Below are 15,216 nucleotides of genomic sequence, written 5' to 3' on the forward strand. Positions count from 1 at the left end.
GTTAGAAACCTTACCCATTTTCCACTTCCTCCATGCATCCACTAATATATTGGGCCTAAACAAAGTGCTCCTTATTTATTTCATTCAACTTACTTTTTAATCAGAATGGATCACTAGAAATCACCATTAAAATCAAAAATTACTTTTTTATTTATTCCAGAAAGTACCAATTTATGTCTTATAAAAAAATGTGTATTATGTGGCTCCATTAAATCATCGATAAAAGGAGTTTTGATGAGGTTTATCCAAATTTTCTCAGCTTTGGGATTGATGGCATTAGCTTGTCTACCCACTCCACTCCATGCTATTTCTGCTGCTGAAGTTAAACAGCTTTATGAAGAAGCAACTTTAACATTTGATAATGTTTTTATCGGTGATTCCATTACATTTCTGGGTTTATGGCCTGAACTGTTGAACCATAGAACAATTGGTAACCGTGGAATTGGTGGGGACACTACAAACGGTTTATATGAAAGAATGGGTAATATTTTAACAACAAATCCTAAACGTGTATTCATAATGATAGGGCTAAATGACGCCTACCAAGACAGGACCCCTGTAGATTATATGTTTCTAAATTATAAAAAAATTGTCGATTTATTAATAAATAATAATATAAATGTTGTTATAACTTCAACTGTAATTTGCAATCAAGTTCTTTCAGAAAAATGCCGTAATGCATTACCTAAGATTAATGAGCTTAATAAACGTTTACAGTCTCTGACCCAAGATTATAGAATTCCTTACCTGGATTTAAACTCATTGTTGTCCGGAAAAAACGGGCTTGACGAAAAGTTTACCTCCGATGGAGTCCATTTGAATTTGAATGCTTATAAAATATGGGCAGGGCTCGTAGCTCCTTATATCCTATAGTAGTTTTTTATTAAACTTAGGATGGTTGAAAGGAGCCTATTGGCAGTTTATTCAGAATTAAAAGAACATATGTATCGAAAAGATCTTAATCAAAATAACCTCCCCAATCCTGGCGAGGCAAAGATCATAATTTTATCAAAATTCAAATCACTACTTATAAGCATCCGAAATAATAACCATCCGCTAACTTTCTTTAAAACATTCACCAGGATATAGCATGCCCCCTAGGGAACCGATACAATGGAAACAGTTTCTAAAATTTCTAAGGACATCGGTTGAGCACCCAAAAAACTTTTGGACCTTATTTTTTCCCATTTATGTTACTCACAGCTATTTTGCTTGGAGGCCTCACAGGTTATTTTTGGGGGCCAGCTACTCTCTATTTAAAACCTTTTGGGGAAATTTTTCTTAACCTAATTTTTACGGCAATTGTCCCTTTAGTTTTTTTTAGTATTTCTTCCGCGATTGCACGCATGGGCTCAATGGGAAAACTCGGTAAGATCTCTTTTTATATGGCGATTGTATTTGTTTTTACCGGAATCATAGCAGCAGTTTATGCTCTTTTTATTGTCAGCCTATTTCCTCCCGCTGAAGGAGTCACATTAACACTTCATGCTCAAGAAAAAACCTCTGAATTAAGTTTTCTCAATCAAATTGCTGATATTTTTACGGTTCCTGAGTTTAGCAAACTTCTTTCCCAGCAGCATATTTTGGCACTTATTGTATTTTCAATTCTCGTAGGCCTAGCGGCATCGAATACCAATAATAAAGAGACCATATTTATAGATTTTTTGAAAGCGGGTGAAGAAATTTTCATGCGTGTTTTTTCTTTGGTAATGTATTACGCACCATTGGGTTTTTTTGCTTACTTTGCAGTTTTAGTCCATGACCTAGGTCCTCAATTGATGACTAATTACCTGCGAATTGGAGTTCTTTATTATACATCCGGCATGATTTATTTTATCCTTGCTTCGACAGCATTTGCCTATTTAGCTGGAAAAACTCAAGGTATAAAATTATTTTGGAGTAACATTTTTTTACCCGTAGTTACTGCAATTGCCACATGCAGCAGTGCCGCGAGCATTCCTGCTAATTTGCTGGCCGCAAAAAAAATGCGAGTTGCTCCTGAAGTTTATGAAACTGTAATTCCTTTGGGTACCATTATTCATAAAGATGGCTCAGTAATCGGTGGGGTGTTCAAGATCGCTTTTTTGTTTGGAATCTTCCACTTAAATTTTTCAAGTCCCAGTGTACTGCTAACCGCCTTAGGAATTTCATTATTAGTTGGTACGGTAATGGGCGCAATTCCAAGCGGAGGCATGCTTGGTGAATTACTTATCCTCAATGTTTATGGATTTCCTCCTTCAGTTTTAATAGCAATAGCGGCAATTAGTATTATCATTGATCCACTTGCAACAATGCTTAATGTAACATGTAATACAATAAGTAGTATGATGGTTGCACGTTTTGTGGAAGGAAAAACATGGTTAACTTAACGTATTGAAGGTAAATTATGAATCAATCCTACAAAAAATTATGGCGCTCTCGTAGAGATCGAAAAATTGCTGGCGTATGTGGTGGTTTAGGGGTCTATTTTGGCGTCGATCCTGTATGGGTAAGAATTATTTTTGTTATTTTTTTCCTCCTAGGTGGTGCTGCATTTATTGCCTATATTCTGTTATGGCTTCTCATTCCTTTAGAGCCTGAAGACTGGCAGGATGCATAAACCCGTATGCGACCTGTAAGGCTTGATAAGGAGTTTTTTTCTTTGTTTTTTACATTAGACTAATCAGATTGGATTTTTAGTTCTAGGTAAGCCTGTACCCACTTCTATGAAGTTAAGTTTAATCGTTCCCACGCAGAAGTAAATCTATTCTTAAAACACTATCTCTATCCAGAAAGGGTTTTCGCGTTTGTGGGAACAATCGATTTTTCCATAACTTCATGCCCGTAAGGTGCTTAAACCCTATCTAATCAGTTATTTGCAGTTCATTGTTGTGTAAAACAAAAGACAATGCATTTAAAATCGCTGCAATCCGAAGTACAGATTGTACTGCAACTTTATTTAACTCATGTTCCAACAATTGCTTCACATGTGAGTGAATGCACATTCCACAACCATTGATTGCGGATACTGCCAAAGCGAATAACTCAAAATCCGCTTTAGGTACCCCAGGATTTAACATGGCATTCATACGTAAATTAGCAGGCATTGCTGCAAGTTCCTTATTTTCTGCTAAATGGATAGCTCGATAATAGATATTATTCATTGCCATTAAAGCAGCTGCGGTTTTTACAGCCTGCTCTAATTCCACAGTAATGTATGATGAACCTTCTGTTTTGATGGCATCGATAATATGATTATCTTTTAAAGTATAAGCTACAGATAATGCAACTCCATAAAACTGGGCCTCGGTTAAACCTGATTGAGTCACATTACCAAATAAACTGCTCACATTAAGACGAATATCTTTAGCAAAATCAGGTATCATTTGTTTCAATTGTTCTATAGACATAGTACTCTCCTTTGCAGAAGTTCTTATCGATAAGAACTTCTGGATTTTGCTCAGGTTATAATGTTTCACCGCCAATAGGACGATTACAAGGACATAATTCGTCGGTTTGCAAGGCATCCAAAATACGCAATATTTCTTGAGGATTACGTCCAACGTTTAATGAATTAACACTCACGTGTTGAATCACATTATTCGGATCAATAATAAATGTTGCCCTTAAAGCGCAACCACTTTCCTCATCCCTAATACCTAAACCATCAGTTAATTTTCCGTGGACATCTGCAAAACTGTATTGATCTAACTGATGTAAATCCTTATGTTCTCTTCGCCACGCCAATTTAACAAACTCATTATCAGTACTTCCCCCGAGTACTACTGCATCTCTATCGTTAAATTCGTTATTTAATTTTGCAAACTCCACAATTTCTGTTGGGCATACGAAAGTAAAATCTTTAGGATAGAAAAATAGTATTTTCCATTTTCCTGGAAAACTTTGTTCAGTAATCTCTTCAAAAGCACTTACACCATTTTCTTCATGATTATTAAAACCAGGCTTAGCTGCAACAACAGAAAATTCTGGAATTTTTTGACCAACAGTTAACATACCATTCTCCTCATTCATTTCGTTCAGTTAAATTATAGTTATGGTATATAATTATTTAAAATGAATAAAACAGATAACTTTAATCGGAAAAATCGATGAGTAGATTAATAAGTCTCAAACAACTCCATTACCTTATCACTCTATATGATCACCAACATTTTGGCCGAGCTGCGGCTGCTTGTTTTATTAGTCAATCAACCTTAAGCGCAGCCATTACCAGTCTTGAAGAAACTTTGGAAGCTCAATTACTGGAGCGAGATCATAAAACATTTATATTCACCCCCTTAGGAGAAGAAATAGTCCGTCGCAGTCGATTTATTATTGAACAAAGTAATGATTTAGTGGACTACGCACGGAATCAGGGAAAAGTAATGCAAGGACCATTTTATTTGGGAGTAATTCCAACCATTGCCCCATTTATTTTAAGTGATTTACAAAATTTGTGTCAGCAACTTTATCCTGAACTTATTTTATTTATCAGGGAAGACACTACGGACAATGTTTTAGACGATTTAAGTAAAGGAAAACTTGATCTTGTTATTTTAGCACTTCCCTATCCTACCCAAGAATTCAAGACACATGTCTTATGCAAAGATTATTTTAAAATGGTCTTACCAAAAAGCTGGTCCAATAAAGAATTAGACAAAGAAATCAGTCAATTACCGGAAAATAGTATTTTTCTTCTGGAAAAAGAACACTGTTTAACAGGACATGCTTTACAAGCATGCCAATTAAAAGAAAGTAAACAAATTAATCGTTTCTTTGCTACTAGTCTGCATACTTTAATTCAAATGGTGAGTCACCAGCCCGGCATTACCTTTTTGCCTAACCTTGCAATTAACAGCGGAATTCTTACAAGTACTGATTTAGTCTCACTTCCTTTAAAAGGGGCTCACGCCTATAGAGAAATTGGTGTGGCCTGGCGCTCAACTTCCCATAAAAAACACGATTACACGCTATTAACAAAGTTAATTAAACAAATTGTTGTGGCAAAATGTGTCGATGCGATTGAAAAGCCTTCTGAACATACTCCCAATATATTATAGTATCCCACAATCATGGAGAACATTATGCGTAAATACTTAACTTTGAACCTTTTTATTCTTTCCCTTTCAACATCAATAAGTTCCTATGCTGAGGAACAAAACACGGTTCGCATTCCCCAGCTATCAAATAAAGAAGTCTCAATATGGACAACCGTTATCCATCCGAATCAAAAACATATTCTAAAAATGCATCGACATGACCATAATCGAGTCATTGTTGCCTTAGATGATGGGCTGCTCAAAGTAGTAAACAATAAAGGAAAAGAACATTTCTTAAAATTGGAAAAAGATAAAGCATATTATCTGTCTAAAGACGTACCGGGGGAATTACACACTGATGAAAACATGAGTAATCATCCGATAAAAGTTGTGGTCATTGAATTAAACAAATAAACGGTTTCGCAAAAGGAACGAAACCGTCCAATGCGCTTTATGATCTTTTAATAAGATTTTTATTCTGAAAACCACAATGATGACTATGGTGGACAGGCAATAAAACACCCAATTTTTGATAGGTTTGAAATTGGGTTTGAGCCCAGAGGGTACTTATCTTAGCATTGACGCGATTTCTTTTTTCTACCAAGCTCGATATATCACTCCATTTTGCATTTGGACTAGCTAATTTGCCTTTTATTTGCATACTTAGAGCTCGTTTTTCTTTAATTAATGGTGCCATTTGGGTGCGAAAAGTATTTTTAATTTTAGCCAACTCTGAGCGTTGCTCCGGGGTTAACAGCTTACCAACATGCTGTTTATAATGGCCTGTGTGATTTATCGAAACTGTCGCACCCGATGCCGCTGGTTGTGCTATTGCAATAGAGGTACTTAATACACTAAAAGCTAAACTATTAATTAAAAGGAAACGTTTTACGTTCATTTTATTTTCTCCTATTAGGTTTTCACAGATAGTGTAAGGAGACAATGTAATAGGAATATGACAAATGCACTGTTTGTTGTAACAACTCTGTTACAATGCTGAACATAGGTCGGTTTGCTGTTATAATAAAGCCGGCATAGTCATAACCTTAAACGTTATATTTTTTAAATTCTGCTTCCAGTACTTAGACTAAATTTCTTTTATCTGGTGATTCATGAGCACAAGAAAAAGCCACATATTGATTATTGATGATGATCAAGAAATTACGCATTTGATTAATGATTACTTGATTAAAAATGGTTTTCGCACCACCTGGACCTTGAATGGCTTAAACATCAAACAGCTATTAAGAGAACATAATTTTGATTTAATTATTTTAGATATCATGCTCCCAGGCATTGATGGATTAAATTTATGTCAAACAATTCGTCAAACTCATAGCATGCCCATAATCATGCTCAGCGCAGCAAACAGTATTGCAGATCGGGTTGCCGGCCTGGAGTTAGGCGCAGATGATTATATTTCCAAACCCTTCAGCTCTCGTGAATTACTCGCACGGATCAAAGCCCAATTAAGAAGAACGCAAGGCGAATTGGAACAGGATCGTAAAAAACTAACTCCACTACAACAAATTCATTTTGATAATTGGATACTTGATCGCAATACTCACTCATTAATCGATAAAGAATCTGTAGCCATCCCATTAAGTCATCGAGAATATGAGCTATTGATTATTTTCTTAGAACACCCTGGTCGAATTCTGAGCCGCGATCAATTGATGGACTTATTGTACGACAAAGACTGTGATTCGCAAGATAGAACAATTGATGTACTTATAGGCCGTTTGCGTAAAAAAATTGAGCTCGATCCGCGTAATCCACGCTCCTTATTAACGATTCGAGGAGGAGGCTATCAATTCAAAACTAAGGTTAATTTGGTATGACGCAATTAACCAAAACCGCAAAAAAAACCCTCATCGGATTAATTCTTGGTAACTTATTAATAATTTTTTCCCTCATGCAGCTAGGGAAATATTATTATGAAAACATCCGTTCGCCTCTTCCTCCTAAAGCAGTGCACTCATTGATTCATCTCGTCACCTTATTACAAAAAAATCCACAATCCATATGGCCCTTGATCTTACGAAATCAAAGTATTTCTTGGGCTGAAATAACTTTATCTCCTAAACCCTTGCATGATAAAAATGCATTGGTAACATTAAAAGCTCCGGTGCTTTTTAACTTAATCAAACAAAATAAAAAATTAGAATTCTCGGTTTTTATAAAAGAGAATAATTGGTTAAATATTAAGGTTATCTCTTTTTTTCCCGTCCAAGCAAACTCAGTGGTCAGCCTGTTTCTTATCTTAATTGGCGCGTTACTCTTCATCAATTATTGGGCCGTACGAACACTCAACCAACCCATTCATACCCTAATTCAAAGCCTTAATTACAGTGAGCACCAAGAAAATTGGTTACCTATCCCAGTGACTGGAAACCAGGATCAAAAAACTATTTTTAAGAAAATTAATGACTTACAAGAAAAAGTGAACAAGCTTTTAGCAAATCGAACTCGAGTAGTTACTGCAATTTCGCATGATCTGCGCACCCCATTAACTCGTTTAAAATTACGTGCTGAATATTTGGAGGATGATCCCAATTACAACAAAATAATGTCGGATATTAATGAGATGGAACTTATGATTCGTGAAACTCTAGATTATTTCCGGGACGTCAATGTTGAGGAAAAGCCCCAACTTTTTGACTTGGTAGCTCTGCTTTCATCACTGAAAGATGATGCGCTAGAACTAAGCTATGATGTCAGTTTTACTAGTGAACCCACGAAGCTGGTCTATTATGGTACGGTGAATTTATTAAAACGGGCGTTCAATAATTTAATTAATAATGCAGTTCATTATGGTTATAAGGCAATGATTCACCTAAATTCCCTAGCTAATAAAATAGAAATTACAATTACCGACCAGGGCCCAGGATTAGCGGAAGCCGATCTAGAACATGTTTTCTTGCCTTTTTACCGAGGTGAATATTCGCGTTCACGCAGTACCGGAGGCACCGGACTTGGATTAACTATTGCTAGAGAAATTATTCAAATGCATCAAGGCGATATTACCTTGACGAATAATTTACAAGGAGGCTTAAAAGTCATTGTAACTTTACCCATGAGAACAAATTAAAATTTGCGCATTCCGAAAAGATACTACCTCCCTAATGCAGTTAATGAGCTTCAGGAGATGGTATCGTCTTATAATGAAATAATTCACAATATTAAAGGCTGAAGAGCCCTCTTGCCAAACTCATGATGACTGCTCAGAAGAACACGTCATCTCAAATCCAGTAAGGGATCTCCAGTAAGTAGTATATCCTGCGCTAAGATATCAAATTAAATTCGCAGCCCCTTCCAGACGTGTCTTAAGTAAGAACAGTATTATATTTTTCTTCTCATTGGGTAGGGAATTGGATTGTACCAAACCCAAACAATATTCAGCGAAGGCTGCAAGTTTTTGCTGGTTTGTCTGTGTCGATTCCTCCAACATATGAGTTTTTCTATAATTATTTTCCAACTCGTTAGCAACAACATCCATCATCTTCGAATCCGGATTTTTTATTTTTTCTATCCCCGCTTGTTTACTAACTTCCGCAATTTGTTCTAAAAGATCGCTAACTTGTTCCGAGGTCACTTCGTTCGCTTGATTCGATTTGTTCGCAATGGACTTTAAGTCATTTCGATGCGTACTTTCCCAATATTCCCTATCGCCCTGGAATGCAATTACAGTCATCAGCACTCGAGAATCAATGTTTTTTTGATTAAATAACGCCCGGTCAGTAATATTAAAAGTCCAATCATTCTTCAGTCTAAAAAAGGGTCGATACAGAGTAGCCATTTGTCTATCGGTTACTGGATCATAGATTGTGAATGTCGTCCCCCAGAAGTTCATACTCGCCTTAGCCAATTTTGTATACCCGTCTGGTCCATAAACATCAAAGGTAGGAAAAAAGGCAAATAATCGTTCATCAGCAGCTCCAATAAAATTTTCATAATTATCGTACACATCAAAATGGGCAGTCAGCGAAAGAAATCTTGAGCGCGCATAAGCTAACTTATTATCAAAAGGATCAAAAAATTCATACGTTAATAACAGACTAAAGAACTTTCTATATAAAGTACCTAATTTTCGTGTTTTTGTTTCAATGTCATAGCTAGTGGTTAAACTGATCCAATGTTCTTTAATGAACATTTCATCTGGAATTTCCGTATTTATTTGGGCAAAACTTGTATTAATACCTATGAATAGTGAAAACAAAATAGCGACTGCATTGTTCATATAAAACTTCATCCTATGCTTCCTTTTTTATTATTTTTATTCGTTCCAGAATGAATTGAATACTGCATTTCATTCAAGATTCAGAAGGTTGATTATAGGGAAGTTCTCTTAAGAGAATATTAATTGCATGATGCTGTTTGATATAAGAATAATATTATTCTCTTAGCGGAGTGGGATTTTAAAAGAATCCCGTACAAATGCCAACTTAATACGGGATTACATTAAGCATAAAAAGATAAAAAGAGGAAAAGTCCAACTCAAGTTAATTTTGCAGGTAAACTCTTCACATCAGGATTTTTTGAATACGCTTCAAGAATTTCATTAATTAATTGTTCTACAATACTTTCTTTCAGTTCTTCTTCAATCAAACCCATTTTTTCTTTCATACTATTCAGCCGAGTTTCTAATTCTTTGGCAACTGAACCATTAGGAAAAAGTGCGGCCAAAACACGCCTAGCTTCCCCAGGGCCAAGATGACGATATAAGTGGTTTCTCACCGTAGCATCTTCAGCCGTGGTACTAAATGCCCAAAGTTCTACTGGCCCTAAGGTCAAGGTAAGCAACTGAACATTCACACCAGTTTTAGTAGCATATTGAGCTAAAAACGTTCCCCCACCTTGTCGTGGACCATGGACTCGGTTTCGTAAAGCAGTTTTTGCAGTATCCGAGAGTCCAAATATTGCAGTTGTTTTTTCAATCGCTTGTGAAGGTCCTGCATCCATGATGTAAATTGCAGTGGCAAAATCGATCATTACCGGATCAAAGTCATCAACTGACTGGGATAACAAGGCGATTTGTACTTTCCATTTACGTCCTTCCCGCATATCGATAATAACTTGTTCACGCACTGCAGCAGATTTGGAAGTACGATGGAACTCGTCATAAACAATACGTTTGTGATCTTCACGAATTTCTTGCACTCTTTCTTTATGATATTCCTTGTATTGCTCCGGGATATTATTTAGGCTCTCTTCAGTTAAATAATAATGTCTTGCCAACACATAACGTGCCAACATATACATAACCGCCGTCTGTCTGTCTGCGGCATCACCACCACTTTTTGCAACTTCATCGAGATCAAGCGATACTACCCGTGCATCACCAATATCAAAGGCACTCACACGTGATAAGATAGGATATTCCCGAACTGCAGCAGAGATCATTCGAGAAAACGCGTTAATTAAGGACTCACCAGTCGGTGCCGTTATTCGTTCATATAAATCTTCAATAGAGGGGGTACGACAAATGGATGCAGCATCAGCCAATAAAGGCATCGCATAGCGTTGAGCCAACATCGCCTCATGAACAAATCCTGCTGAATAAAGTGAGTCAGTTACTTCCCACCACGTTGATTTTGAATCACGAATAAAACCAATTTCTTCTAATATACTGTCAATAAATTCCTCAATCCCAGGGGAATACGGGGCAGGATTATACTCATCAGCCAAACTTTTATATAATTCATCTACGACCATACCCGCAAGATCGGGCATACCATCGTAGGGCCTTTCTGCCCCAAGCGGCGTAGTGAGTAACGTTATAAAGTTCACTAAAAAAGCACGTTCTAATGCAGTAGGATAACGACATCCTAATTGGGTATCAAAAGGATTAATGGAATACTCAGGGGTCATCCTTAAGCGATGATAAGCAACCAAATGACGTTTTGATGCGGGAAGCGCCTCTTTGAGTAGAGAGATAAGTCCACTACTTGAAGGTCCAATATCAATAATCGCAATACGTGGTAAACGTAACAATCCACCCGACAAGCATAATGCTAAATTAATCGCATTGGATAAAACTGACTTACCAGAACCAGGACGTGCATAAACCAAATCAATCCAAGTAGTTTGTTCTGTAGATCCAGGTTGAAATGGCCAAGGCTTACCATCCGGTGTTCTAAAAAGCAATGCGCCTTTTGTCCAAGGTGAAGCAGGACGAGTAATAGGTAATATAGAGATTACCGAACTGAGGGGAGCGACTGTAGGTACTGCAGTACTATTGAGCGTAGCTCCTAACATTGTGGAAACAAAACCACCAAAAGGGTCACCACAAATTTCAGAAACATCAGTTGATCCCCAGCCTTCAATTGCTTTTACTAACTCAGAACTACGTTGACGCAATAATGGCATTCTGTCTTCAGGTGCCCAAGTTGTAGCCACAACCCGCAAGCGTACTAGAGATTCATCCGTATTAAGCTGTATATATTTTAATAAATTTACTGAATCACTGATCAAACGATTTTGGGCAGAACTAAAAGTAAGAATCGCAGCCAGCATCCCTTTGAGCTTAATCGTGGCAAGCCCTTCACTTTCAATTAAGAAAGAAATTCGCCAAGGAACATGGGAAGGAAGTATGCGGGAAAATAACTGAATAAATGGTCTGAGATCCTTAGGAAATAAATCGATGTAGGTTGATGAATAAATCTTATCTCCAACCCTCACTGTGCGTAAGTCTAATACTTCAGCGTCACGAGGGAATACTTGTTTTGCCAATGATGGCCATAATAAATCAGAAGCATCGCCTTCAAAACTGTTTATTTCTCTAATTGTAACCTTATCTCCAGGCAAACTTGGGCGCCAATCATCAGCAGTATAATCTGGATCTGCAGTCATGCGAATTGCATGGATGGCATCATGAACCTCCAATAATTTGACAAACACATGATGCGAATCCATATCATTCACCACCGATCGCACATATGCGTCATGGGTGTCACGTAACTCTGGAATTGCGGCATAGATAGTCTGGCTGTTCTTAAAAGGTGGAGCCTTCATATCTTTAATCATCTTCATTTTAGTTTTGTTAGCAATTTTTAATTGCTCTGATGTTAAATTGAAGGGGCGTGTGAACAGCACAAAATATACGCGTTCTTCCGCGCACCAGGATGCCATATAATCAACTCGTTCTTGAAACAAGTCTTCTAAATTCAGTTCCAGTCGTTTGGCAGTAGCCGTAGCGGGTTGATAGGTATCTTGGATCAATTTCTTTATGTTTTGTTTATCATGACTAAAATAAACCTGCAAAGCATGTCCTGGACGCCCCATAGCAGCTTGAAATGAATTGGTTAGACCTGCAACCAAATTATCAAATTCAGCATTTCCTACAAGGGCTGATACGCCTTCAACCTTCAAAACTGATACTAAGGAGCCATCGTGATTAACCAACACTGTTGGACTATCAGCTGTTTCTAAATCAATATATGATTCTGTTGTTTGCTTGAGCGATGTACTTAGCCAGGCAAAGAAGGTATCTATTCCTTCAAAAAAAGATTCTGACCAATGCGCCATTCCGTTCCTCACATTAACTTGAAATTTCTTCTAATGCACTTGCAGCCCATTTTTCAATTTGTTTACGAAATTTGGCCCTTGATGGCAATAGAAGTATATCTTTAAATAATTGAGCTCTTCGCTCTTCGTCATTTACACCTGCATCAATCATTAACTGACCGAATATTGCAGGGTCGCTAGTTCCTTCACCAAATTTTTCTTCCACGAGTTGAGAACGAAACTTGAAAGCTCGATAAATATTTTGTGCACTGGATTTATACCCCGTATCATTAGTGATCGCACAAAATAGTACATGACATATGCTATTCAACTCAGCTTGGGTTAACTCAGGAAGATAGATTAAGGTACCTCCACCATATCCACCCACGCCAACAGATTCAACAAAAAAGCACTGGGCACAGAAACAACATGAGGTAACCAAGTTATCTAATTTGTTGTTAGCATAATTATTATCAATATTTACCACTTCTTGAAATAAGCGTGCTTGAAATCCACAAAACCTACACGTATACCTATCTCTTTGAAATACTTTTTGCTCGAACGACTTGAATCGCTCGTCTACCTTCCTGGCTGAATACAAACGCCATGAACCTGGCGTAGCCATTAATTTTAATTTGTTTTGTTCTAGATTAACTGCCATATTCTTAGGCTCACATTTATTACAATCAATTTTTGGCAATTATTCGTTTAACACTCATTAAAAGATCCTCTTCCCTTACGGGAGGAGGATCAGAAATGAATCTTACCATTATAAAGCAACTACTAAATTATTAGCCGCCGCTTGTATAAACTGTTCCGCTTGGGCCTGCAGTTTGACCACCACTACCGCCGAACATTGTTACTCCGGTTACCCCTAGAATAGAGGGAAGGAATAATAAGGCCGCAGCGATAAATACCAAAGCAATTGGTGTACCTATTGGAATCTGGGTGGGGTTATCTTTATGTTGTTTAAATTTCATAATAGCACCGATTGAGAATCCCAATCCAGCCAGATAAGAACCTGCAGTGATTAATTTGGTCAAATTTTCAAATGACCCAGTAATCGTTGAGGCCATCTTTCCTACAGACATCCCGCCTCCTGCTGCGGCCTCTGGACTTACCAAAGCCAATAAACTTAAACAAATAAAACTGCCTAACCAATATTTGTAGCTAGATTTACTAATGACTTTACTCTTCACCTTTTTCTCCCCAATTTTAAATTTACTCACAATTAAATCAAATTAATATCGTGCTTTGCCTTTCACGATGTCCCATATAAAGTATTATTAATCATCTCAATTGTACCTACAATGTTAATCGCTAATATCCCTCCAAACACGTGAACTAAACCTTTTCCTGTTCCTCCTGGTGGTTGTCCTTGCGAAGCAGAGCGTGCAATCAACACCCATCCTCTTACGAAGGCAACTAAACCGATGACCTGAATAATAATTGTCAAGGGTCTTCCCACAACACTTCCAGAACCGAATAAGGTATCAAGTGTCGTATTATTACCTCCGGTTGGAGCATACTGGAGAACATTTTGATAACCAAAAGTACTCACCATTAATGTTGAAAAAGCCGATGGAAAATAAATAAATAACGCGCCAACAAATAGATATACAATCGGTTCTTTCATACTCGTATTACTGGACATCATCGTACGAGCTTCACCATATGTCTTTAAACTATAGACTGCTTTGAACAAAAAAGCACAACCAATCAGATACGCACCTCCGGTAATAAGACGCTCTACAGGAATCAGCGAATTTGCAATATTATTTAATATATTAACTTGACCTGATATCCAGCAAGCTACACTTCCGCCCGTACATGTATCAGCCATACAACACCTCAACTATCTTCTTGACTAAATCTGATTACTCGCCCTGAACTGGTTAAGACCCTACCCTGCATCGAGTCAATAAGCTTAACAGTCCCATATCCTGCGATTTTTGTCCCTTCTCTTACTGTAAGTGTAGAACCATTTGTGCCAATTAGCCAAGCCCGACCAGGAATTACTGCATTTATATAATAATTTATTTGTGGGGCCACGTGTTGAATACGCACTACTCGCTTTACAGGTTTAGGTTTTGTACGTTCTATTAATACGTTAATTACTTCTGATTGTTTGACAACCTGATTATTTAAATCGGTAATCATTTGATTCAGTTTAGTAATCTGGGCATTCAATGCATTGACATTATTATTAACATTCCCCACTTGCTGGTTCATTGAACTAACCTCGGATTGAACCGATTGTTGACTGGCCTCAATAGATGCTACTTTTTGCTGTAGCGCCGCATTGCTCTCTTGGAGCGCCGAGGTTTGCGGAGATTGCTCTTGTACTACCGGTTTTGGTTGAATAGGTTCCTGTGGAATCTCAGTCACCGGTGGAGCCGGAGGCGGTGTGATTTCTGCTATAGGAGCAGGCGTTATGCTTTCCTTAGGAGGGGGAGGGCTTTTAGAAAACATGCCACCGATAAATTTATACATCAACATCGCAAAAACAATAACACCTACCGCAATTAAAGCATTTCGTTTGATATTCTTTTGGGGCCCCATTCCACCTGGACGTGCGGGAGCAGAGCTTTTTGTATCAAACTCTGAAGTATCTAATGATTCATTCTCAAGAGAATCTAATTCTTCGAATTTATATTCATCGTTTTGATCATTATCTGCCATTTTTACCTAC

The 15,216-nt window shown here is 37.5% G+C and carries 16 protein-coding genes; 7 read left to right on the top strand and 9 right to left on the bottom strand.

Going from position 1 to position 15,216, the window contains the following annotated elements:
* Positions 1-234 precede the first annotated feature (234 nt).
* The 3 genes from ACWTE2_RS32900 to ACWTE2_RS32910 all read left to right on the top strand — a co-directional run bounded on the left by ACWTE2_RS32900 (position 235) and on the right by ACWTE2_RS32910 (position 2,599).
* Complete coding sequence (locus ACWTE2_RS32900; RefSeq protein ID WP_454786069.1) at positions 235-873, top strand: GDSL-type esterase/lipase family protein; 639 nt, start codon at positions 235-237, stop codon at positions 871-873.
* Between the two features lie 317 nt (positions 874-1,190).
* Positions 1,191-2,369, top strand: a complete 1,179-nt coding sequence (locus ACWTE2_RS32905) for a dicarboxylate/amino acid:cation symporter (RefSeq protein ID WP_454786160.1) — start codon at positions 1,191-1,193, stop codon at positions 2,367-2,369.
* Between the two features lie 17 nt (positions 2,370-2,386).
* The gene (locus ACWTE2_RS32910) at positions 2,387-2,599 is read left to right on the top strand and encodes a PspC domain-containing protein (protein WP_454786070.1); all 213 of its coding nucleotides are present in this window, start codon (positions 2,387-2,389) and stop codon (positions 2,597-2,599) included.
* A gap of 244 nt (positions 2,600-2,843) precedes the next feature.
* Here the strand turns inward: ACWTE2_RS32910 and ACWTE2_RS32915 are convergent, their stop codons facing one another.
* Both ACWTE2_RS32915 and ACWTE2_RS32920 read right to left on the bottom strand, forming a co-directional pair.
* Complete coding sequence (locus ACWTE2_RS32915; protein WP_454786071.1) at positions 2,844-3,389, bottom strand: carboxymuconolactone decarboxylase family protein; 546 nt, start codon at positions 3,387-3,389, stop codon at positions 2,844-2,846.
* Between the two features lie 55 nt (positions 3,390-3,444).
* Positions 3,445-3,993: a peroxiredoxin gene (locus ACWTE2_RS32920; RefSeq protein ID WP_182391537.1), complete on the bottom strand. Its 549-nt coding sequence runs from the start codon at positions 3,991-3,993 to the stop codon at positions 3,445-3,447.
* A gap of 95 nt (positions 3,994-4,088) precedes the next feature.
* Here ACWTE2_RS32920 and ACWTE2_RS32925 point away from each other — a divergent pair, with 95 nt between their 5' ends.
* Both ACWTE2_RS32925 and ACWTE2_RS32930 read left to right on the top strand, forming a co-directional pair.
* A complete protein-coding gene (locus ACWTE2_RS32925; protein ID WP_454786072.1) occupies positions 4,089-5,039 on the top strand; it encodes a hydrogen peroxide-inducible genes activator in 951 nt (316 codons plus the stop codon).
* A 24-nt stretch (positions 5,040-5,063) separates the two neighbouring features.
* Entirely contained in the window at positions 5,064-5,432 is a 369-nt protein-coding gene (locus ACWTE2_RS32930; RefSeq protein ID WP_454786073.1) for a cupin domain-containing protein, read from the top strand.
* Between the two features lie 37 nt (positions 5,433-5,469).
* On the opposite strand, the gene ACWTE2_RS32935 is transcribed toward ACWTE2_RS32930, so the two are convergent.
* Positions 5,470-5,916: a Spy/CpxP family protein refolding chaperone gene (locus ACWTE2_RS32935; RefSeq protein ID WP_454786074.1), complete on the bottom strand. Its 447-nt coding sequence runs from the start codon at positions 5,914-5,916 to the stop codon at positions 5,470-5,472.
* 214 nt (positions 5,917-6,130) lie between these two features.
* Here ACWTE2_RS32935 and ACWTE2_RS32940 point away from each other — a divergent pair, with 214 nt between their 5' ends.
* The gene (locus ACWTE2_RS32940) at positions 6,131-6,859 is read left to right on the top strand and encodes a response regulator transcription factor (protein WP_182391541.1); all 729 of its coding nucleotides are present in this window, start codon (positions 6,131-6,133) and stop codon (positions 6,857-6,859) included.
* Positions 6,856-8,109, top strand: a complete 1,254-nt coding sequence (locus ACWTE2_RS32945) for a sensor histidine kinase (protein WP_454786075.1) — start codon at positions 6,856-6,858, stop codon at positions 8,107-8,109. Before ACWTE2_RS32940 ends, ACWTE2_RS32945 begins: the two co-directional genes overlap by 4 nt.
* 201 nt (positions 8,110-8,310) lie before the next feature.
* On the opposite strand, the gene ACWTE2_RS32950 is transcribed toward ACWTE2_RS32945, so the two are convergent.
* The 6 genes from ACWTE2_RS32950 to icmG all read right to left on the bottom strand — a co-directional run bounded on the left by ACWTE2_RS32950 (position 8,311) and on the right by icmG (position 15,206).
* Positions 8,311-9,270, bottom strand: a complete 960-nt coding sequence (locus ACWTE2_RS32950; protein WP_454786076.1) for an LURP-one-related/scramblase family protein — start codon at positions 9,268-9,270, stop codon at positions 8,311-8,313.
* Between the two features lie 245 nt (positions 9,271-9,515).
* Positions 9,516-12,545 carry a type IV secretion protein IcmB gene (locus ACWTE2_RS32955; RefSeq protein ID WP_454786077.1) on the bottom strand — a complete coding sequence of 1,010 codons (3,030 nt, stop codon included), beginning with the start codon at positions 12,543-12,545 and terminating at the stop codon, positions 9,516-9,518.
* Between the two features lie 13 nt (positions 12,546-12,558).
* The gene (gene icmJ, locus ACWTE2_RS32960) at positions 12,559-13,185 is read right to left on the bottom strand and encodes a type IVB secretion system protein IcmJDotN (protein WP_182391544.1); all 627 of its coding nucleotides are present in this window, start codon (positions 13,183-13,185) and stop codon (positions 12,559-12,561) included.
* Between the two features lie 130 nt (positions 13,186-13,315).
* The gene (locus tag ACWTE2_RS32965; protein ID WP_182391545.1) at positions 13,316-13,723 is read right to left on the bottom strand and encodes a type IV secretion protein IcmD; all 408 of its coding nucleotides are present in this window, start codon (positions 13,721-13,723) and stop codon (positions 13,316-13,318) included.
* 62 nt (positions 13,724-13,785) lie between these two features.
* Positions 13,786-14,367: a type IV secretion protein IcmC gene (locus ACWTE2_RS32970; protein WP_182391546.1), complete on the bottom strand. Its 582-nt coding sequence runs from the start codon at positions 14,365-14,367 to the stop codon at positions 13,786-13,788.
* An 8-nt stretch (positions 14,368-14,375) separates the two neighbouring features.
* Positions 14,376-15,206, bottom strand: coding sequence for a type IVB secretion system protein IcmG/DotF (gene icmG, locus ACWTE2_RS32975; RefSeq protein WP_454786078.1), 831 nt, complete (start codon positions 15,204-15,206; stop codon positions 14,376-14,378).
* Positions 15,207-15,216: the final 10 nt, after the last annotated feature.

The sequence above is a fragment of the Legionella nigrisilvae genome, assembly GCF_977063395.2.